15 protein-coding genes and 1 pseudogene are annotated in these 20,609 nt (G+C 73.5%); 9 read left to right on the top strand and 7 right to left on the bottom strand.

Annotated features, from left to right (window positions below):
* The first annotated feature begins 7 nt into the window (after positions 1-7).
* A complete protein-coding gene (gene ligD / locus ACFYON_RS13510; protein WP_354865389.1) occupies positions 8-1,033 on the top strand; it encodes a non-homologous end-joining DNA ligase in 1,026 nt (341 codons plus the stop codon).
* Between the two features lie 12 nt (positions 1,034-1,045).
* Here the strand turns inward: ligD and ACFYON_RS13505 are convergent, their stop codons facing one another.
* The 3 genes from ACFYON_RS13505 to ACFYON_RS13495 are packed head-to-tail and all read right to left on the bottom strand — an operon-like array spanning position 1,046 to position 1,799.
* Positions 1,046-1,288, bottom strand: coding sequence for a hypothetical protein (locus ACFYON_RS13505; RefSeq protein ID WP_387187491.1), 243 nt, complete (start codon positions 1,286-1,288; stop codon positions 1,046-1,048).
* Positions 1,285-1,548: a DivIVA domain-containing protein gene (locus tag ACFYON_RS13500; protein WP_354865385.1), complete on the bottom strand. Its 264-nt coding sequence runs from the start codon at positions 1,546-1,548 to the stop codon at positions 1,285-1,287. The genes ACFYON_RS13505 and ACFYON_RS13500 overlap by 4 nt, the downstream gene beginning before the upstream one ends.
* Complete coding sequence (locus ACFYON_RS13495) at positions 1,545-1,799, bottom strand: hypothetical protein (protein ID WP_354865383.1); 255 nt, start codon at positions 1,797-1,799, stop codon at positions 1,545-1,547. The genes ACFYON_RS13500 and ACFYON_RS13495 overlap by 4 nt, the downstream gene beginning before the upstream one ends.
* Before the next feature lie 202 nt (positions 1,800-2,001).
* On the opposite strand from ACFYON_RS13495, the gene ACFYON_RS13490 reads away from it, so the two are divergent.
* Both ACFYON_RS13490 and ACFYON_RS13485 read left to right on the top strand, forming a co-directional pair.
* Positions 2,002-2,883 carry a helix-turn-helix transcriptional regulator gene (locus tag ACFYON_RS13490; protein WP_354865381.1) on the top strand — a complete coding sequence of 294 codons (882 nt, stop codon included), beginning with the start codon at positions 2,002-2,004 and terminating at the stop codon, positions 2,881-2,883.
* Positions 2,873-3,070: a DUF397 domain-containing protein gene (locus ACFYON_RS13485; RefSeq protein ID WP_354865379.1), complete on the top strand. Its 198-nt coding sequence runs from the start codon at positions 2,873-2,875 to the stop codon at positions 3,068-3,070. The genes ACFYON_RS13490 and ACFYON_RS13485 overlap by 11 nt, the downstream gene beginning before the upstream one ends.
* A gap of 50 nt (positions 3,071-3,120) precedes the next feature.
* On the opposite strand, the gene ACFYON_RS13480 is transcribed toward ACFYON_RS13485, so the two are convergent.
* The 3 genes and pseudogenes from ACFYON_RS13480 to ACFYON_RS13470 all read right to left on the bottom strand — a co-directional run bounded on the left by ACFYON_RS13480 (position 3,121) and on the right by ACFYON_RS13470 (position 6,124).
* A complete protein-coding gene (locus ACFYON_RS13480) occupies positions 3,121-3,996 on the bottom strand; it encodes a type IIL restriction-modification enzyme MmeI (RefSeq protein WP_355095136.1) in 876 nt (291 codons plus the stop codon).
* Positions 3,997-4,187: 191 nt separating this feature from the next.
* Positions 4,188-5,873, bottom strand: a pseudogene (locus ACFYON_RS13475) (DNA methyltransferase); the annotation flags it as partial.
* A gap of 2 nt (positions 5,874-5,875) precedes the next feature.
* A complete protein-coding gene (locus tag ACFYON_RS13470; RefSeq protein ID WP_120570987.1) occupies positions 5,876-6,124 on the bottom strand; it encodes a hypothetical protein in 249 nt (82 codons plus the stop codon).
* A gap of 216 nt (positions 6,125-6,340) precedes the next feature.
* Between ACFYON_RS13470 and ACFYON_RS13465 the strand changes: the two genes are divergently transcribed.
* The 6 genes from ACFYON_RS13465 to ACFYON_RS13440 all read left to right on the top strand — a co-directional run bounded on the left by ACFYON_RS13465 (position 6,341) and on the right by ACFYON_RS13440 (position 20,065).
* A complete protein-coding gene (locus ACFYON_RS13465; RefSeq protein WP_354865374.1) occupies positions 6,341-9,526 on the top strand; it encodes an FtsX-like permease family protein in 3,186 nt (1,061 codons plus the stop codon).
* The gene (locus ACFYON_RS13460; RefSeq protein WP_354865372.1) at positions 9,523-12,252 is read left to right on the top strand and encodes an FtsX-like permease family protein; all 2,730 of its coding nucleotides are present in this window, start codon (positions 9,523-9,525) and stop codon (positions 12,250-12,252) included. The genes ACFYON_RS13465 and ACFYON_RS13460 overlap by 4 nt, the downstream gene beginning before the upstream one ends.
* A 1-nt stretch (position 12,253) precedes the next feature.
* Positions 12,254-13,243, top strand: coding sequence for an ABC transporter ATP-binding protein (locus ACFYON_RS13455; RefSeq protein ID WP_354865370.1), 990 nt, complete (start codon positions 12,254-12,256; stop codon positions 13,241-13,243).
* Entirely contained in the window at positions 13,243-13,968 is a 726-nt protein-coding gene (locus ACFYON_RS13450) for an ABC transporter ATP-binding protein (protein WP_354865368.1), read from the top strand. Before ACFYON_RS13455 ends, ACFYON_RS13450 begins: the two co-directional genes overlap by 1 nt.
* A gap of 186 nt (positions 13,969-14,154) precedes the next feature.
* The gene (locus tag ACFYON_RS13445) at positions 14,155-17,316 is read left to right on the top strand and encodes an FtsX-like permease family protein (RefSeq protein WP_354865366.1); all 3,162 of its coding nucleotides are present in this window, start codon (positions 14,155-14,157) and stop codon (positions 17,314-17,316) included.
* A 43-nt stretch (positions 17,317-17,359) separates the two neighbouring features.
* Entirely contained in the window at positions 17,360-20,065 is a 2,706-nt protein-coding gene (locus ACFYON_RS13440; protein ID WP_354865364.1) for a hypothetical protein, read from the top strand.
* Between the two features lie 27 nt (positions 20,066-20,092).
* Here ACFYON_RS13440 and ACFYON_RS13435 read toward each other — a convergent pair whose 3' ends face one another.
* Positions 20,093-20,545, bottom strand: a complete 453-nt coding sequence (locus tag ACFYON_RS13435) for a GNAT family N-acetyltransferase (protein WP_354865362.1) — start codon at positions 20,543-20,545, stop codon at positions 20,093-20,095.
* Positions 20,546-20,609 lie beyond the last annotated feature (64 nt).

The following is a 20,609-nucleotide window of genomic DNA, read 5'->3' as shown; positions in this document are numbered from 1 at the left end:
TCGCGTAATGGCGGGCAGGAGCGCGGTCGAGGAGATCGAGGTGGCCGGGCACCCGGTGCGGCTGAGCAGCCCCGACCGGGTGATCTTCCCCCAGCGCGGCTTCACCAAGGCCGACGTCTTCCGCTACTACCTTGCCGTCGGCGAGGGGATCATGCGCGCCCTGCGCGACCGGCCCACCACGCTCCAGCGCTTCCCCGACGGCGTCGAGGGGGAGATGTTCTTCCAGAAGCGGGTGCCGCAGCGGGGCGTGCCGCCGTGGGTCCGCACCGCGCGGATCGCCTTCCCCAGCGGCCGCCCGGCCGACGAGCTGTGCCCGGCCGACCTGGCGCACGTGGCCTGGGCGGCGCAGATGGGCACCGTGGTCTTCCACCCGTGGCCGGTGCGCGCCGCCGACACCGACCGGCCCGACGAGCTGCGCGTCGACCTCGACCCGCAGCCCGGCACCGACTTCGCCGACGCGGTGACCGCCGCCGGTGAGCTGCGCGGGCTGCTCGACGAGCTGGGCGTGCCCGGCTGGCCGAAGACCTCCGGGGGCCGGGGCGTGCACGTCTACCTGCGCATCCAGCCGCGCTGGACGTTCGTGGAGGTGCGCCGGGCCACCATCGCGCTGGCCCGCGAGCTGGAACGCCGCCGGCCCGAGCTGGTCACCACCGCCTGGTGGAAGGAGGAGCGGGGCGAGCGGGTCTTCGTCGACTTCAACCAGATGGCACGCGACCGCACCATCGCCTGCGCATACTCGCTGCGCGCCAACGCGCGCGCCACCGTCTCCACACCCGTCGACTGGGACGAGCTGCCGGAGGTCGACCCGGACGACTTCCACCTGGGCACGGTGCCCGCCCGCTTCGCCGAGCGCGGCGACCCGCACGCCGGCATCGACGACGCCCCGTGGGACATCACACCCCTGCTGGAGTGGGCCGAGCGGGACGCCGCCGACGGGCTGGGCGACATGCCTTATCCACCGGAATACCCGAAGATGCCCGGCGAGCCGAAGCGGGTCCAGCCCTCGAAGGACCGCGACCGCCCGCGCCCCTGACGCGCGTCGCGCTCACGCCGCGCACGGGCCGCCGTGGTCGTTGCGGCGCCCGCACCGGCCGGCGCCGTCGAGCCGGGCGTCGCACCAGACCCGGGTACGCGCGAACTGGCTGTCCTCCTCACTCATCGTGGTCTCGCCGAAGTCGATGACCGTGACGTGGCCGAGCGAGTCGCGGAGGGCCACCGCGAGGGCGCCTGCCTCGTCGGCGCCGGTCAGCGTGGTGGGCAGGTGGAGGACCCACCGTGGCGCGGTCATTCCGGCCATCCGCCGGGCGGCGCGTCGGGGTCACGGTGGCGGCAGGCGCGATGCTTGGACTGCCACTGCCGCAGCGCCTGGCGGACGCGCTCGGCCTCCGTCCGCGTGGTGACCAGCTCACGGCTCAGCCGGTCGAGTTCGTCGGCGACCCGGTCGAGGTGGTCGCGTACCTGGGTCGGGTCGAAGCCCCGCCAGCGCCTGTCGAAGTAGGCGGCGCGGACGTGGTGCGGCAGCAGGCGTTCCCCGGTCACGTAGATCACCGCACGGGTGCCGTCTGCTCGGCGACCAGCGCGTGGATCTGCCGGTCGGTGAGCCCGCGCAGGTCGAGCACCCGCCGGCCCCAGCGGTGCAGCCGGCACGGGTGGGGTGCCCGGTCGTTGCGGCAGCGTGGACCCTCGGGCCACTGCTCGGGCGCGTGCACGGTGATCGCCCGGATCGCGAAGGTGACATCCTCGGCGGTGACGTAGGGCGGAAGCGGAATGTCGCCGAGGATACGATCGATCGAGTCCATGACTCTCCTTTGTGGATCAGTGCCGGGTGCGGGGACGGATACCGGGATGAGGTTTCGGGGAAAGGCATCCGTCCCCGCGAACCCGCCGCGTCTCCGGCGGGCACCACAATGGTCAATTCACCTCTGGCCCGAGGCAATATTTCGCGGCAGAATGCAGACCAAGGGATGAGGTGCCTTACGCGACAACACCGAAGGAGATGACGTGGACGACTCGGGAAGCACCGTCCCGCGTAGGCAGCTCGGCAGATATCTGAGAGAACTTCGCGAAGGCGCGCACGTCACGGTGACAGCGGCGGCAAAGGAGCTGGAATGGTCGGCGCCCCGGATCTGGCGTTACGAAACGGGCCAGGTGCCGATGCACCCGAACGACGTGGAAGCCATGTGCCGCGTTTACGGCGCGTCGCGAGAAACCATCGAGACCATGCGCGCCCTGGCCCGGGAAACCAAGGCGCACGGTTGGTGGCACAGCTACGGGGAGGCAATCAAGGATTGGTTCAAGCTGTACGTGGGTCTGGAAGCTGCCGCGACGAAGATCCGCCACTACGAAACGAATCTTGTGCCGGGTCTGTTGCAAACGGTCGAGTACATGACCGAGGTCATCGCCACCGACAGCCCGCAGTTGAGTGAGCACGAGCGGCAGGCCAAGGCTGAGGTTCGACTGCGGCGGCAGCGATTGCTGGCGCGCACGGTGCCCCGGGCTCCCTATCTCGATGTGATCCTCAACGAGGCGGTGCTCCGTCGACCGCTGCGCGACCGGTCCGCGATGGGTAGGCAACTCGATGCCCTGGTGGTGGCGAGCCAGCAGTACAACATCCGGATTCGGGTGCTCCCACTGAGTGCTGGGCTCTACCGCTGGGCCGCGGCGGGAACCTTCACGATGCTCGACTTCCCGACCGAGGTGCGTGAGCCGGAGCCGACCACCATCTACATGGACGGCCCGTGCGGTGCCGCCTACCTTGACAAGGCCCACGAGATCCAGACCTACGAGGACGCCTGGCGCTCGCTCGGTGAGCGAGCGCTCGACGCGGGCGGGTCCCGTGAGCTGATGACGACGATCGCTAAGGAGATGACCGATGGGACGTGACGGGGTCTGGCGCAAGTCATCCCGATCCGGCGGTGAGGGCAACTGTGTCGAGGTGGCCGGATTCGCCGACGCGGTCGGCGTGCGGGACACCAAGGACCGGCAAGGGCCAACGCTGAGCTTCGACCCAGCGGCGTGGACCCGGTTCGTCGGGGCGGTTCGCGCGGGCCTGCTGAACGACCGGGCCTGAGTCGTGACGGCGGGTGGTGTCGGCGCACCGGTACCACCCGCCGCTCATGCTCACGCGACGGGCAGGCCGAGTTGCTGCGCGATCGACTGGCCGTCCCGTCCGGCGAACGGGTCGTAAGGGCGCTGGCCGGCGACGATCTCGGCGTTGAGCGCCATCAGTCGGCGGCTGATCTCGTCCTTGTCCTGGGCGATCGACTTCGGCCAGCCGTAGCAGGCGGCCACCGCCTCGTCCAGGTCACGATGCAGCTTCTTCAGGTCGGCGTAGGCGCCGTCATCGACCAGGTTGTAGAGCCGGGTCAGGCCGATCTGTTCCTCCGCGCAGATCTCCCGGCGGCGGGCGATCATCCGTCGGCTCGCCTCGGCGACCCGCTCCCGCTGCTCGTCGGTCACCGGATAGGGCCACGGGAACGGCAGGAACGCCGACGTGGGCGTGTATCGGATATCTCGCTTCAGGGTCGAGGACTGGGACCAGGCGAAGGCGCTGTGGGTGAACGACGACAGCACTCCCATCGAGTAGTCGTCATCGAACGCGAACACGTAGACCAAGTCGCTCGGGCAGGTCCACGCGTCACACCAGGTCAAGAGCAGTCGTTTTCCGACCCTTCCCGCGCCAATGTAGCGAGGCAGGCCCGATAGGGCGTCACGGACCGCTGTGTACGGCCTGCCGAAGCGCCACCAGTTCTCCCGTCGGAAACGGTCCCTGTTCGTTTCGCGTACCGGTTTGACCCGCTCTCGAACAATCTTGATCGCGGCTGGATACTTCATGGCCAGTTCCAGCGGACGATGACCGAAGTCGATGATCCACCGGCCCGGACGCTGCTCCGGGTGGTCGGCGATGTCCTCGCCGATGAGGTAAGGACGGACAACTTCTCGATAATCGGCGTCCGTGGCGACGAGAAGGGCCTTGGCTTCGGCATCGCTGAGGATGAACCCTCACCGACCGGCGTCATGCCCTGGAAACAGCGCCCCTTGTTGGCCGGCAAGGCAGGGGCGTCGCCAGTGGACTGCTCGGGGGGTCGAAGCTCGGCCGTGATGCCGCTTACCGATTTGTTGTCCAGCGTGAACTCGGTGGGCGGCTCGCTCGGCGTGTTCACCCAGTTGACCAGGCTGACATGGACCTTCGCCTCGCCCGGCCAGGTCTGGCTGGACACCGCGTCGGTGATGACGCCGCCGTTGCTGGTGACGTACTCCAGGCTCGCCGAGCGGGCGCGGTTCTGGGAGATCGAGTTGGTGCCGACCAGCCCGGCCCGCTGGCCCGGCTTGAGATGCTGGTGGGCGCGCCGGAACCAGTAGACGCAGAAGTCCTTGATGCCGACCTTGAAGGTGATGGTCAGCCACTTGAGGTAGTCGTCGCCGTGGGCGTCGCGCATGAACTGCGAGCCGAGGAACGGGGGGTTGCCGACGATGCAGTCGGTCTCGGGCCAGGGCACCCGCAGGGCATCAGCCGTCCGGATGGAGGCGAGGCTGACCAGCGGCAGCGGTGGCTCGGCGGCGCCGTACTTCTCGATCATCTGCCGGTGGCCCATCCAGAGCGTGACCCGGGCGACGGCGGTCGCCATCGGCACCACGTCGATACCCTGCATGTTGCGGAGGGGGAAGTACGGCAGCCCGGTGGGAACCGGCAGGCCGGAAGCCTTGGCCAGCGAGGTGATCCGCTCTTTCAGCGTGTGTTCCAGGTGACGGAGCTCCCGGTAGGCGACGTAGAGGAAGTTGCCGCAGCCGCAGGCGGGGTCGAGCACCCGGAACCGGCACAGCTCGTCCAGCAGGGCGACGCCTTCGTCCGGCGTGGCCACCGCGTCGATCCGGGCCCGCCACGGCTTGACGACCGTCGGCCGGACGATCTTCAGGATGTCGACCTCGTGCGTGTAGTGGGCACCGAGGGCACTGCGATCGCTGCTGAGGAAGCCCTCGATGAGCGACCCGAAGATGGTCGGGTCGACCTGCCGCCAGTCATACCTGCAGATCTCCAGCAGCTCCGCTGCCTCTTCCCGGGTCAGGTGGACGAGCGCGGGCTTGTTGAACAGGTCGCCGTTGACGTACTGCGTGCCCTTCAGCACGCCCCGCCGGCCGTGGTCGTCGGGATCGTTGAGGGAGGTGAAGAGGCCGCCCAGCATCAGGTAGGACGACCACACCTCGCCTACCTCGGTGAGGAACCGGAGCGTCTGCTCGGTCGGCCGGCCCTCGATCATGTCGAAGTCCTCGGCGAAGAACAGCCAGACCATCTGGAGGATGAATCGCTGGATCGACTCCGGCGCGGCCGCCTCCCGGTCGAGGAGGCCCTGATAGATCCGGGCGACCGCGACGGCGGCGGATCTGGTCAGCTCCTTGCTGCTGTGCTGGAACAGCGGTTCCTCACCGGCCAGCACCATCAGGGACTCGTAACGGTCCGGCAGGTCGGCGAGGCTGTACTCCATCAGTGGAGCGTTCGGATACTTGCCCGGCTCCCAGATCTCGAAGCGCTGGAACGAGCAGAGGACCACGAACCGGGGGGCCGGCCGTTCGGTCGCCACGTCGGCCGAGTTGTGCCAGTAGTCGAGCGCCTGCTTGCGGTGCTGAGGGAGTCGTGTGCTCTCCTTGGGCGCCTTCATCTCGACGATGAGCTGGCCCGGCAGGTGCAGATCCATGATTCCGGTGGACGCGTGGGCGTCCTCGAACACCGCTCCGGCGTCCTTGCGGTTGCGGCCGTAGCACTCGAACAACTCGTTGAGGAAGGTCTGGGCCTCGGAGCGCTCCGTGCCGGAGTAGCCCTGCCACCGGTCGGCGAACTTGACGAGCGCCGATCGGATCTGCTCACCACTGCGCATGGTCAGAAGAGCTTAGGCGAATCCGCCGAGAAGTAGGCGCCCTGAAACAGGTCCTTGCGGGCGATTTCCAGGTTGCGTGCGGCGGTGTCCAGCATCCGCGCGAGATCGTCGCAGCCGACGGTCATGGACACCGTGCGCTTCGCCCGCTGGGTTCTCTTGATCGCTTGCTCGATGTTGAGTAGCGCCTCCGAGACCTCGCGGAGTCCAGCCTCCCGGGCGGCCTGTTCGGGGGTGTGGTCAAGATCAGACATGTGCGGTCCTTTCGGGGCCGAGCGGACCCAGCGTACGGCGTGGTCAGGGGTTCCGCGAGCGGCACCGGTCATGGCGTGACACACCCTACGGTCGCTCCCCGGGTTCGGGGCGCTGTGCGGTAGGCCGATAACGATCATGTAACGGGCGCGAACCTTTTGCGGGGCGTCGCTGCTCTCTCTCGGCATCGGCCCGCCGGGGCCCGGAGAGGACGTCGGATGAAGCTGGTGTGGAGGCGGGCGATAGAGGCTCGTGGGCTGCTGCTCGCCGCCGCTGTCGCGGCACTCGTCGCGGTCGCGCTCGTCACCGGGCTCTCCGACTACAACCGCCGGGCGGTCGAGGCGGGCGCCCGGGCGGTGCTGGACACCGCTCCGGCGGAGGAGCGCAGTCTGCTGATCAGCGGTTCCGGTGGCGCCGACGCCGCCGCGTATGCCGAGCGGGACCGGGCGGTACGGGAGCAGTTCGCGAACGGCCTCGGCGGCGCTCCGGTCACCGTGTCCGCCATCCGCTCCGGGACCGGGCGGGAGCTGACCGGTGACGTGGGCGCCGCCCGTACCGACGACGACCCGATGTTCGCCAACCTGGCCACGCTCGACGACCTGCCGGCGCACGCCGAGCTGGCGGCCGGGGCGTGGCCGGTGCCGGGCAGCAACCCGTTGCAGGTGACGTTGCCGGAGAAGGTCGCCGCACAACTGAGCCTTGAGGTCGGGGAGCGGGTGCCGCTCTACGACAGGGGAGCGGAGCGGGCCGGCACCGTGGTGGTGGCCGGCACGTGGCGGCCCCGGGACGCCGCCGAGGCGTACTGGCGTCTCGCCCCGGGGGTGGGGGAGAGCCAGGGCGACGCGGTGGTCACCTCGTACGGGCCGTTCGCGCTGGACCCGGCCGACTTCGCCAGTACCTTTCCGGGTTCAACCTCGGCGGCCTGGCTGGTCGACCCCGACCTGGTGGCGGTCGAGCCGGCCCGGCTGCCAGCCGTGACGGCGGCGCTGGACGAGATCACCGGGAAGCTGCCCGACGCCACCGGCCTGGGCGCGTCGGCGCAGCAGCTCAGCCACCTGGACCGGCTCGTGGACCGGCTCAGCCGGGCCGATCTGGTGGGCCGGTCCGCGCTGCTCACACCGCTGCTGCTGATCGTCGTGCTCGGCGGGTACGCGCTGGTGCTGGTGGCCGCGCTGCTCAACGAGGACCGGCGGGCGCAGACCGCGCTGCTGCGGGCCCGGGGCGCGGCCCGGGGACAGATCGCCGGGCTGGCCGTACGCGAGGCGACGCTCGTGGTGGCGCCGGCGCTGCTGCTGGCCCCGGCGCTGACCGGGCAGGCGATCCACCTCCTGGGCGCGGACCTGGGGCTGGCCGACGGCGACGTGGCCCGGGTGTGGCTGGTGGCGGTCGGCGCGGCGATGGGCTGTCTGCTCGCCATGGTGGTGCCGGCGATGCGCCGGGCCGGCACGTACGTCGCGGACATGGCGGCCCGATCCCGCCCCACCCGGGGAGCGGCGGTGCAGCGGGCGAGCGTGGACGTGGCGCTGGTGGCCCTGGCCGTGCTCGCCTGGACCCAGTTGCGGCAGTACTCGTCGCCGCTCGCCGGCGCGAACGGCAGCCTCGGCATCGATCCGCTGCTGGCCGCCGCACCCACCATCGGCGTGCTGGCCGGCGCGGTGATCGCGTTGCGGCTGCTGCCGCCGACCACCCGGATCGCGGAACGCCTCGTCGACCGGCGGACGTGGAACGCCACCATGTTCGGCATGTGGCAGGCGGGCCGCCGCCCGCACGCCGGCCCGGTGCTGCTGCTCGCGCTCGCCGTCGGGGGCAGCACGCTCGCCTGGTCGCTCGTCGCATCCTGGGAACGCTCGCAACGCGACCAGGCCCAGCACACGGTCGGCACGGACCTGCGACTGACCGAACGCAACGGTGCCGCTCCGGCCGACCGGGCCGCCGCGCTGGCCGCCGTTTCCGGCCTGGACCGGGTGCTGCCCGCCTGGCGCGACGACGTGCGCCTGGGCCGCGAGGCCCGGCCGGCGACTGTGGTGGCCCTGGACGCCGCCGCCGCGAAGGGCATGATCCGGCTCGACGACGCCGACGGCGGGGCGTCCACCGGAGCCCTGCTGGACCGGCTCGCCGGCGGCCGGGCCGCGCCGGCCGGCGGCGTCCTGCCCGCCGGGGCGAAGACACTGTCGGGCACCGTCCGCACGCCGGTCGAGAGCATGTACGACCAGCCGCGGGTCGCCGTGACCGCGCTGTTCACCACCGACGCCGGGGCCACCTGGCGGGTCCGGCTGGCCGAGGCCGGCGGCGAGGGACGGCCGGTGCGCTTCTCCGTGCCGCTGCCCGACACCGGCGGCGCGCCGCTGCGCCTGGCCGGCTTCGAGGCCGACGGCGGCGACGCCAGCGGCAGCTCCTACCGGCTGCTCCTGGACACGTTGCGGCTCACCGACGCCGCAGGGGCGTCCCTGCCGTTGCCGGTGGAGGGGGCCTGGCGGGTGATCGACCCGGGCAGCGGGCCACGCCGCGACGCCGAGGCCACCCCCACCCGGGTGGACGCGACGCAGGCCTTCGACGTGCCCGAAGGGCTGTTGCAGTACGCCCGGGTGCCCTCGTCCCGGTTCGCCGTGGTGCCCCAGGCCGACGACCCGCCGGTGCCGGTGCTCGTCACGCCAGGCGTGGCCGCCGCGATGAGCGTCAAGACCGGCGACACCGTCAAGCTGTCGGTCGCCGAGGTGACGCTGGAGGTCACTGTGGTCGGCCAGGTCGCCGCGGTGCCCGGCACCGGTGGCGACGGGGTGCTGCTGGACCTGCCCACCGCCACCACCCAGCTCCTGGAACGCAGCGGCGGCGTCCGGCCGGTGGCGGAGTGGTGGCTGGGCACCACGCCCGGCGGGCACGCCGCGGCCGCTGACGCGCTCGCCGCGACCGGCGGCACGGTGCTGCTGGACCGGCGGGCGGTGGCCGCGGAGGCCGCCGAGGACCCGTACTGGCAGGGTGCGCGTACCGGCCTGCTGGCCGCCGCGCTCGGGTCGGTGCTGCTGGCGCTGGTCGGCCTGGCGGTCGACGTGTGGGCCACCACCCGGCGGCGGCTCAACGAACTGGCCGTGTTCAACACGCTCGGCGCGAACACCCGGCTGCTGGCCCGCGCCTACCTCGCCGAGCAGGGTTTCCTGGCCGGGATCGGAGTCGGCGTCGGGCTGCTTGTCGGCGCCCTCGTCGCGGCCACCATGGTGCCGTTGGTGATCCTCACCCCGGCCGCCGGACGGCCGGTGCCCGAGGCGGTCTTCACCGTGCCGTGGGTGCCGATCGGGGCGACCGCCGCCGGGCTGCTGCTCGCCGCGCTCGCCTTCGCCGCCGTCATCACCACCGGCATCCGCCAGCGGGTCGCCGCCGCGCAGCTCCGGATCGGAGGAGAACGATGAGCCTTCCTGGTGCCGCGCGCCGGGTCCGCGCATACGGAGGGCAGTTCCTGCTGCTCGCCGTCCTGACCCTGGTGACCGCACTGTTGCTCACGGGTGTGCCCCGGGTCGCCGACCGGCTGACCGGGCAGGGGCTCACCGAGTACGTGGCCGGTCAGCCGGTGGCCCGCCGGGATCTCGCGTACAGCGCCGGACCGGACGTCGTGCCCGCCTCGGACCAGCCCGTCGTCGCCAGCCGGGGAGCCCTGCTCGCGGCGGTCGAGGAGAAGATGCCCGCCGAGGTGCGCGACGCGATCGGCGAGCGCTGGTTCGCGGCGCAGACCGTCCCCGGGCGACTGCGCGGTCCGACGCTGAGCGACGACAAAGGGCTGATCGACCTGCACCTGCGCGCCGGCACCGGCATCCGGGAGGCGGCCACCCTGGTCGACGGGCGGTGGCCGGAACGCGGTGTCACCCCGGCCGGCGCGATCGAGGTGACGCTCGCCGAGACGATCGCCACCCGGCTGGGCGTCGCGGCCGGCGACCGGTTCCGCCTCTCGCTGCTGGACCGCGACAACAGCGTGCTCGAATCCCGCCCGGTCGACCTGGTCGGCGTGTGGCGGCCGAACGACCCGGCCGGCGGTGTCTGGGACACGCTGCCGTCGATGCTGAAGCTCAGCCCGCCGGAAGGCGACGGCGATCCGTTCGTGGCCGTCGCGTACACCGCCGACGCGGGCCTGAACTCGATCACCGCCCGCGAATGGCCGGTGACGTTCGGCTGGCGGTACCGGATCGCCCCGGACCGGCTCGAACCGGGCCGCCTCGACGCGCTGATCGCCGGCGTCGACGGGCTGGACCGCGCCATGTCCACTGAGCTCAGGATGACCCTCAGCCAGGGCGTGGACATCCCGCTGCGGCGCTTCGCCGACGCGCTCGCCGCCGCGCGTACCCTGCTCGCGGTCATCGCCGCCGGGCTGCTCGCCACGCTGGCCGGGCTGACGCTGCTGGCCGCCCGGCTGGCCGCGCGCCGCCGCCGCGCCGAGTTCCACCTGATCCGGGCGCGCGGCGGCTCGACCGGTGACGTGCTGCGTCGCGGTCTGGCCGAGTCGGCGCTGGTGCTGCCGGCCGCGGCCGGGATCGGCTGGCTGCTCGGCTGGCTGCTGCCCGGCGCCGGGTCGCCGTGGCGGTGGGTGCTGGTCGCCGGGCTGCTGGCCACGGTGCTGCCGCCACTCGCCGCGCTCGCGGTCGGCCGCCGCGCCGGTGGCCGCTCCGACCTGGGCGGCCGGTCGCCCGCCGTCCGGCTCACCGTCGAGGTGGCGGTGCTCGGGCTCGCCGTGCTCGGCGCGTTCCTGCTGCGCCGCCGTGGCCTCACCGCCGGCTCGGTGGACCCGCTGCTGGTGTCCGTGCCGGTGCTGCTGGCGATCGCGGCGGCGCTGGTGGCGCTGCGCGCGTACCCCTGGCCGTTGCGGCTGCTCAGCCGCGTCGCCGCGCGGGCGCGCGGCAGCGTCGCGTTCCTCGGCACCGCCCGCGCGAGCCGGGCCGCGAGCACCGGACCGCTCGTCGTGGTGGTGCTGGCGGTGGCCACCGCCGCGTTCTGCGGCGTGGTGGCGACGGGCATCGAGACCGGCCGGGACACCGCCGCCGCCCAGGCCGTGCCCGGCGACCTGCTGGTGCGCGGCGAGCGCTTCGCGCCGGACACGGCCGGGGAGTTGGCCGCGCTACCCGGGGTACGCGCTGTCGCGCCGCTGCTCACGGTGCCGGCCGAGCGACCCTACGCCGACCGTGCCGGTCGCCTCGCGCCGATCACCGAGCTGCGCGTGGTGCTCGTGGACGGGGAGCGGTTCGCCGAGGTGGCGCGCCGGGCCGGCGTACCGGTGAGCGTGCCCGACCCGGTGCGGGCCCGCGCCGACGGCAGTACGCCGCTGCCGGCGCTCGTCTCCCCGGCGGTGGCCGGGGAACTGGCCGACGCCGGGCTCGCCGACGCCCGGGGCGAGCGACCCGCCTGGCTGAACGTGCAGGGCAACCGGCTGCCGGTGCGGACCGCCGCCACGGTCGACGAGTTCGCGCTGGTCGACAAGGGCATACGCCGGTTCGTGGTGCTGCCGTGGCCGGCGTTGCCGGCAGACGCGCCGCATCAGCTCGCGCCCACCGGATTTGTGCTGGCGGGCGCGGGCGTGGACGCCGCCGAGGTGGACCGGGTCGCGCGTGAGGGGCAGAACCGCTACCTGCGCATCGGCGGGATCGGCGCCGGGGACAAGGCCCGCGCGCCGGAGGTGAGCACCCGTTCCGCCGTCCGCGCCGACCTCGGTGGCACCGGGGTGAACGGCCTGCTGGTGTTCGGCTTCGCGCTCGGCGCCGGGGGTGGCGCCGTGCTGGGGCTGCTCGGGCTCGCGCTCGCGGTGCTCGCCGGCGCCCGCTCGCGCGGGCAGGTGCTCTCCCGGCTGCGCACCATGGGCCTGTCCCGCCGGCAGTGGCGCGGACTGCTGATGGTGGAACTGACGCCGCTGGTGCTGGTGTCGGTGCTCACCGGGGCGGTGGTCGGCGCGTTGCTGCCGCTGCTGCTCACGCCGGTGCTCGGGCTGCCCGCGTTCACCGGCGGTGTGGACATCCGCCCTCGTTTCGAACCCGGCCTGGTGGCCGGGGTGTCGGTCCTGGCCGTGCTGGCCCTCGGCTTCGCGATCACCGTGGAAGCCGTGAACAACCGCCGGTTGCGCCTCGGTGAGGTGCTGCGGCTCGGAGAGGAGAGCTGAGATGACCGCGACCGCCGAGGCGTCCGTACCGGACCTGGCGTCCCTGCAGCAGCGCGCGGCCGAACGGGCCGCCGAACGGGCCGGAGGACGGGACCGGCTGCGCGGGCACATCGTCTGCGACGGCCTGGTGCGCATCTTCAAGACCGAGGGCGTCGAGGTCTTCGCCCTCCAGGGCCTCGACCTTGTGATCGACAGAGGTGAGCTGGTCGCGATCGTCGGCGCCTCCGGTTCCGGCAAGTCGACGCTGCTGAACATCCTGTCCGGGTTGGACACGCCGACTGCGGGAACCGCCCGCGTCGCCGACTACGACCTGCTGTCGCTGTCGAACAAGCGGCGGCTGGCGTACCGGCGGGAGGTGGTCGGGTTCGTCTGGCAACAGACCGGCCGGAACCTGCTGCCTTACCTGACCGCGCTGGAGAACGTGGAGCTGCCGATGAAGCTGGCCGGGCGGGGCGGCGGGCGGCGCAAGCGGCGGGAGCGGGCCCGTGAACTGCTGGACATGGTGGGCGTCGGCTACTGCGCGGACCGCCGTCCGGGCCAGATGAGCGGCGGCGAGCAGCAGCGCTGCGCGGTGGCCGTGGCGGTCGCCAACGACCCGGAGATCCTCTTCGCCGACGAGCCGACGGGCGAGCTGGACGAGGCGACCGGGGCGGAGGTCTTCGCCGCGCTGCGCACCATCAACGCCGAGCTGGGCGTCACCATCGTGGTGGTCACCCACGACCAGGCCGTGGCCGGCCAGGTCCGCCGTACCGTCGCGATCCGCGACGGCCGGACCGCCTCCGAGGTACGCCGGACCGCGCGCGTCACCGCCGACGGCGACACCGAGATGGTCAGCGAGGAGTACGCGGTGCTCGACCGCACCGGCCGGATGCAGCTGCCGGCGCCCTTCGTGGAGGCGCTGTCCCTGCGCGACCGGGTCCGGCTCAACCTGGAACCCGACCACGTCGAGGTGCGCCCCGGCGAGCGGGCGCACGCCGAGGAGAGTGAGTGATGACCGACCAGACGGTGGTGCTGCCGGCGGCGCCGGTGACGGCAGTGGAGGACGTGGTCCAGGTGGAGGGGGTGAGCCATACCTTCGGCAAGGGTGAGCACGCCGTGCATGCCGTACAGGATGTCTCCTTCACCGCGCGGCGCGGCGAGCTGGTCGCGGTGCGGGGCCGCTCCGGCGCCGGCAAGACCACGCTGCTGAACCTGATCGGCGGCCTGGACCGGCCGGACGCCGGGCGGATCCGGGTGGCCGGGCACGACGTCACAGGGGCCGGCGAGCGGGAACTGCTGGCGTTGCGCCGGGGCACCATCGGGTTCGTGTTCCAGACGTTCGGGCTGGTGCCGATCCTGTCCGCCGCGGAGAACGTCGGGGTGCCGCTGCGGCTGGCCAAGGTGCCGGCGGCCGAACGGGAGCAGCGGGTGGCGGTGCTGCTGGAACTGGTCGGGCTGGGCGGGCACGCCGCGCAGCGCCCGTACGAGCTGTCCGGCGGGCAGCAGCAGCGGGTGGCGGTGGCGCGGGCGCTGGCGAACGAACCGGATCTGCTGATCGCCGACGAGCCGACCGGTCAGCTCGACTCCGAGACCGGACGGTCGATCATGGACCTGCTCCGGGCGGTGGTGCACGCCCGGGGGATGACCGCGCTCGTGGCCACGCACGACCCGGCACTGATCGAGCTGGCGGACCGGACGCTGACGCTGCGCGACGGCCGGCTGACGCCGGAGGACTGACCCGCGTACCGGGTCGTCGCCGGCTGGCGGCGGCCCGGTACCCGGTTCTGCGGCCGGGTTCCGCGCCTCATGACCGACCACGGTGTCCAGTTCGGAACGTCATAACGATCATGTAACTGCGCGAACCTTTCCCTGGCCCTCACGACTCTTGTGGTCGTCCGAACGCCGGGCCACGAGAGGGGTCGGATGGCACTGGTATGGAGGCGGGCCCGGGACGCTCGCGGTCTGCTGCTCGCCGCCACCGCCGCGGCGCTGGTCGCGATCGCTCTGGTCACCGGCCTCACCGAGTTCAACCGGCGCGCGGTCGAGGCGGGGCAGCGCGCGTTCCTGGCCGGTGCGCCGGTGGAGGAACGCAGCCTGCTGGTGACCGGCTCGGCCGGCCGGGACGCCGCCGAACTGGCCGACCGGGACCGCGAGATCCGCGACGGTTTCGCCCGCGGGCTCGGCGGCGCCGGGGTCGACGTGTACGGCGCCCGGTACGGCTCGGGCCGGGAACTCACCGGGAACCTTGGGCCGAGGCCCCGGGACGACGACCCGGTCTTCGCGAACCTGGCCACCCTGGACGACCTGCCGTCCCACGCCGAGCTGACCGCCGGGGCCTGGCCCCGGGCCGGCGCCCGGCCGGTGCAGGTGACGCTACCGGAGAAGGTGGCCGGGGCGCTCGGCATGGCGGTGGGTGACCGGGTGCCGATGCTCGACCGCAGCACCGACCGGGCCGGCGAAGTGGTGCTCGTCGGCACCTGGCGACCCCGTGACCCAGCCGAGGCGTACTGGCGGCTGGCCCCCGGGCTGGGCACGGGCGGCGCAGCGGCCTCCGACAGCTCGCACGGCCCGTTCGTGCTCGACCCTGCGGACTTCGTCGCGACGTTTCCGACCTCGGTGTCGGCCTGGTGGGTGATCCGGCCGGACCTCGCCGCAGTGGCCGACCAGGGCCGGCTGCTGGACGTCCGGGACGCGCTGCCGGCGGCCGTCACCGACGTGCCCGAGAAGGCCGGGCTCGGCTCCTCCGCGCAGGTCGTCACCACCATGGACCGCCTCCTCGACCGGGTGGCCGACGCCGATCTGGTCGGCCGGTCGGCGCTGGCGACCCCGGTCCTGCTCATCGTCGTCCTCGGCGGGTACGCGCTGGTGCTGGTGGCCGCGCTCCTGCACGCCGACCGGCGCAACCAGACCGCCCTGCTCCGGGCCCGGGGCGCCGCCCGGCTCCAGTTGGCCGGCCTGGCGGCCCGGGAGGCGACGGTGGTCGTCCTGCCGGCAGCCGTGCTGGGCACGGTCGTCGCCGACACCGCGCTGAGCCGGGCCGGCCGGACGCTCGTCGACGGAGGCATCACCTCGCTCTGGCAGGCAACCGCCCTCACCGCCGCCGGTTGCCTGGTCGCCATGGTCGCGCCGACGCTGCGCGATGCCGGCACGTACGTCGCCGACATGGCGGCCCGGTCCCGGCCCGTCCGGACCGGCGGCGCGCAGCGGGCCGGCGTCGACCTGTTGCTTGTCGGGTTCGCGGTGATCGCCTGGACCCAGTTGCGTCAGTACTCCTCCCCGGTCGCCGGTGTGACCGGCCGGCTGGGGGTCGATCCGCTGCTGGTCGTCGCGCCGACGCTCGGCGTGCTGGCGGGCGCGGTCGTGGCGCTGCGGCTGCTGCCGCCCGCGACCCGCTTCGCCGAACGGTTCGTGGACCGGCGGCTGTGGACGGCCACCATCCTCGGCATGTGGCAGGCGGGTCGTCGCCCGCACGCCGGTCCGGTGCTGCTGCTGGCCCTGGCCGTCGGTGGCAGCACGCTGGCCTGGTCGCTGGTGGCCACCGGCGAGCGCTCCCAGGTCGACCAGGCCGACCACACGGTCGGCGCCGACCTGCGGCTGACCGAGTCCGGCGGCGTCGCGCCGCCGGGCCGGGCCGCGGAGACCGCCGCGCTGCCGGGTGTCGACCGGGTCCTGCCGGCGTGGCGCGACGAGATCCGGGTCGGTCGCGCCGACCTGACCACCACTGTGGTCAGCCTCGACGCGGCAGGCGCCGCGGGGGTGGTGCGGCTGGACGACCGGCTGGCCCCGGAGCCCGCGGCGGCGTTGTTCGATCGGATGGTCCGGGCCCGCGGGCCGGTCGCGGGTGTCGAACTGCCCGCCGGGACCCAGGCGGTCACCGGCACGGTCCGCACGGCGGTACGCGACGCGGTCGCCGCCCAGCAGGTGCAGGTGTGGCTGCTGCTGACCCGCTCGGACGGATTCGCCCTGCGGTTGCCGGTGACCACCGGCGATGAGACCGGCCGGCAGGTGCCGTTCCGGGTGCCGCTGCCCGACGCCGGGGTGTTGCGCCTCGCCGGCTTCGAGGCCGACGGCGGGGACGTGGCCGGCACCGCGTACCGGCTGGAGGTGGCCGACCTGCGCCTGGTCGACGGCGCGGGCACGGCCCGGCCGGCCCGGCTGGGTCAGGACTGGCGGGCCACGAACGGCGTGCCCGGCGCAGAACTCTCCGTCGCGGTCACGGACACCGGCCTGACCGCCGAGAACGTCGTGGTCGTGCGGCCCGGCGGCCGGTTCGCGGTCCAGGACTCGTCGCGCTTCGCGGTGGTGCCGACCGCTGACCACCATCCGGTGGCCGCGGTGATGACCCCCCGCGTACGGGAGGCGCTGAGCATGCGTCCGGGCGAGACGGTCACGCTCTCGCTCCTCGGCCATCCGCTGCCGGTCGTCCTGGTCGGCGAGGTGGACGCCGTGCCCTCCGCGCCCGGTGCGGGCGTCCTGCTCGACCTGCCCGCGGCCACCGACTGGCTGGTCCGCGACTCCGGCACGGTGCGGCCGGTGCAGGAGTGGTGGTTGAGCGCCGACGACGGCGGCCGGCGGGCGGCCGGGAACCTGGCCGGCGTCACAGTGCTGGACCGGCGGCAGACGGCCGACCGGGCGGCGGCCGACCCTTACTGGCAGGGCGCCCGGACCGGCCTGCTCGTCGCGGCCCTGGGCGCGGCGCTGCTGGCGCTCGTCGGCCTGCTCGTCGACGTCCGGGCCGCCGCCCGGCGACGGCTGGGCGAGTTCGCCGTCCTGCACACGCTCGGTGCGACCCCCCGCCTGCTGGCTCGGGCACTGCTGGCCGAGCAGATCTTCCTGGCCGGGATCGGGGTCGGTGTCGGGCTGGTGCTCGGCGCCGTGGTCGGGGCGACGATGGCGCCGCTGACCGTCCTCACCCCGTCGGCCGGCAGACCGGTGCCGGAGGCGGCGTTCGTCCTGCCCTGGCTTCCGGTCGGAGCGACAACGGCGGGCCTGCTGCTGGCGGCACTGGCGTTCAGCGCGTTCATCGCCTTCGGCATCCGGCAGCGGGTGGCGGCGGCACAGTTGCGGATCGGGGGAGAGCGGTGACCGGATGCGGCACGGCGACGGCCGGCTTCACGGCGGGGACGGGATGAGCGCCGTCGCCTGCCGCGTGCGGGCATACGGCGGACAGTTCCTGTTGCTGGCCGCGCTGGCCGCGGTCGTGCTGGCGCTGACCGGCGCCGCGCCCCGGCTGGTGAACGAGCGCGCCGACGCGGGTCTGCAGACCTTCCTCCGTGGCCAGCCGGCCGCGACGCGAGACGTGACGTACGGCACCGAGCCGATCTTCAACGTCGGCAACGGCACGTCGTTGATGGAGGCGTTCGAGTCCGACCTGCCTCGGTTGCAGGCCGAGATGCCGCCGGGCGTGCGCCGGATGGTCGACAAGCGGTGGTTCACCGCCGAGACCGATCCCGGCCGGTTGACCGGCCCGGATCTGGCGGCGAGGAATTTGCTCGTCGATCTCGGGCTGCGCGACATGCCGGGGATCACCGAGTCGGGCCGGCTCACCGCCGGGACCTGGCCGGAGCCGGCGGCGTCACGCGACGAGCCGGTGCAGATCGCGTTGGCCGGTCAGGTGGCCGGCAAGCTGAACCTGCGGGTCGGCAGCCGGCTCACCCTCGCCGGACCCGAGTCGGTGTCCTCCGAGGACGTGCCCGATCCCGTCGCGGTGCGGGTGGTGGGTGTGTTCGAGCCGCGTGACCGTGCCGACGGCATCTGGGAAGGGCTGTCCCAGGTGCTGCGCGTGGTCGAGCCGTCCGGGGACGGGCAGCCCTTCGTCGGTCTCGCGGTGGCTGACGGGGCCACGCTGGACCGGCTCTCCGCCGACGGTTGGGGTCTGCGGTTCGGCTGGCGCTACCGGATGGACGCCGGCGGAATCCACAGTCGGCACGTGGACCGGCTCATCGACGACTTCCAGCAGATGAGCTACAAGGCCCAGGGCCGCGTCTTCACCCAGGGCCTCGACCTTCCCCTGCGGGAGTTCCGCGACCAGGTGGCCGCCGCGCGTACCGTCCTCGCGGTGGCCGCCGCCGGCGTGCTGGGCGCGCTGGCCGGGCTGGTGGTGCTGGCGGCCGGATCGACGACGCGCCGCAGGCGGACCGAGTTCACCCTGCTGCGTGCCCGTGGCGGCACCGCCGCCGTCGCGGTCCGGCGCAGCCTGGCCGAGTCGGTGCTGGTGCTGGTGCCCGCTGCGGCACTCGGGTACGCGCTCGGCAACCTCGCGCCCGGACCGTGGTCGAACTCCGTACCCGCGGCCGTGCTCGCCACGGTCCTGATCGTCTCGGCCCTGCCGGTGGCGACGCTCGCCGTGCCGACCGGCGTGGCCGTCCGCCGTGACCCGGTGACAGCGCGTCCGTCGGCGCGGCGCGTCACTGTGGAGGCCGGGGTGCTGCTGCTGGCCGTGCTCGGTGTGCTGCTGCTGCGTCGCCGGGGCCTGGTCCCCGGCGAGGTCGATCCGCTGCTGGTGTCCGTTCCGGTGCTGTCGGCCGTCGCCTCGGCGGTGCTCGCGATTCGGCTGTATCCGTGGCCGCTGCGGCTGCTCGGCCGCCTCGCCGCCCGCGGCACGGGCAGCGTGGCGTTCCTCGGCACGGCCCGCGCCGCCCGGTCCGTGGTCACCACCCCCCTGGTGGTAGTGGTTCTGGCGATCGCCTCGGCGGCGTTCTGTGCTGTGGTCACCACCGGTCTGGAGGCCGGCCGGGACGCGGCCGCCGCCCGGCAGGTGCCGGCCGACGCGCTGATCACCGGCGAGCGGCTCGCCCTCGACACCGGCACCGAACTGACCCGCCTTGCCGGGGTGCGGCGTAGCTCCCCGGTCGCGCAGGAGGCGGACCAGCGGCTGGCCGCAGACGAGCGGGGCGTGGACCTGAGGGTCGGCGCGGTCAGTGTGATCCTGGTGCACGGTCCGGAACTGGCCCGCCTGGCGCGCGACGCCGACGTGCCGGTGCCGGTGCCCCAGGCGCTGCTCGGCACCGCCGGGCCGGGTCCGGTGCCGGCGGTGGTGTCGCCGGCCGTGGCGGCGGATCTCGCCGCCGCCGGCCACACCGACTCCGCCTTCGTCGGGGTGCAGGGCCAGCGGTACGAGTTCCGGGTGGCCGAGCGGTCCGAGACGTTCCCACTGGTCCGGGCCGACACCACCCGGTTCGTGGTGCTGCCCTGGCAGCATCTGCCCGCCCGGCAGACCGACGTGACGCCCACCGGCTTCCTGGTGTCCGGAAACGATCTCGACGTGGCGGCGTTGCGGCGGGTCGGCAACGAGGGCCAGCTCCGGTTCCAGAGTTCCGGCGCGTTCGTCGGGCGTGAACCACCGCGGGAGGTGGCCGTGCACACCTGGACCGACGTTCGTGGTCAGATCGGCGAGGGCAGCGTGAACGGCATCCTCGGGTTCGGGTTCGCCGCGGGCGCGGCGGTCGGCACCGGGCTGGGCCTGCTGGCGATCGCGTTCGTGGTGGTGGCCGGCGCCCGTGCCCGGGGCCAGGTCCTGTCCCGGCTGCGCACGCTGGGTCTGTCCCCGGGGCAGGGGCGGGGCCTGCTGCTCGTGGAACTCGGCCCGCTGGTCGGCACGGCCGTACTCACCGGCGCGGTGGCGGGTGCGCTGATGCCGCTTCTGCTCGATCCGGTGCTGGGCCTGTCCGCCTTCGCCGGTGGTACACCGGTGCGCCTGGTGTTCGAGCCCTGGCTGGTCGTCGCGGTCGTCGCGGTCGGAGCGGCGGCCCTCGCCGTCGCGATCGCCGTGGAGGCCGTGGCCAACCGCCGGTTGCGTCTCGGTGGGGTGCTGCGGCTCGGCGAGGAGAGCTGATCACCGCCACCGAGGGCGGCGGCCGGGTCAGAGTGCCAGCTTCATGCCCTCGTGGCTGGCCACGAAGCCCAGGTCGCGGTAGAACCGGTGCGCGTCGGTGCGCTGCTTGTCGGTGGTGAGCTGCACCAGCGTGCAGCCGCGCTCCCGGGCCCGGTCGATCGCCCAGCGCATCATCGTCCCGCCCAGCCCACGGCCGCGCCGGTCGGAGCGGACCCGCACGGACTCGATCAGGCACCGCTCGGCCCCGTGCCGTCCCAGCCCGGGGATGTACGTGAGCTGGAAGCAGCCGACCAGCTCCCCGCCGTCGTCGGCGACGATCAGGTGGTTGCGCGGGTCGGCGTCGAGGTCGGCGAAGGCCCGCTCGTACGCCTCGTCCACCTCGGGCAGGTCGCGGGTGCGGCCCAGCACGTCGTCGGCGAGCAGGGCGAGCACGGCGGGCAGGTCGGCGCGGACCGCCTCCCGGAAGATCATCTCGGTCATCGGGCCAGCCTGGCACAGCGCCGCGCGCCGGGGTGGCCCGGGCGTCGGACTGGTCTGACCCCGA

It is taken from the genome of Micromonospora sp. NPDC005686 (assembly GCF_042871665.1).
In the GTDB taxonomy this organism is placed as follows: Bacteria; Actinomycetota; Actinomycetes; order Mycobacteriales; family Micromonosporaceae; genus Micromonospora.
This window is presented reverse-complemented; position numbering and strand designations above follow the sequence as displayed.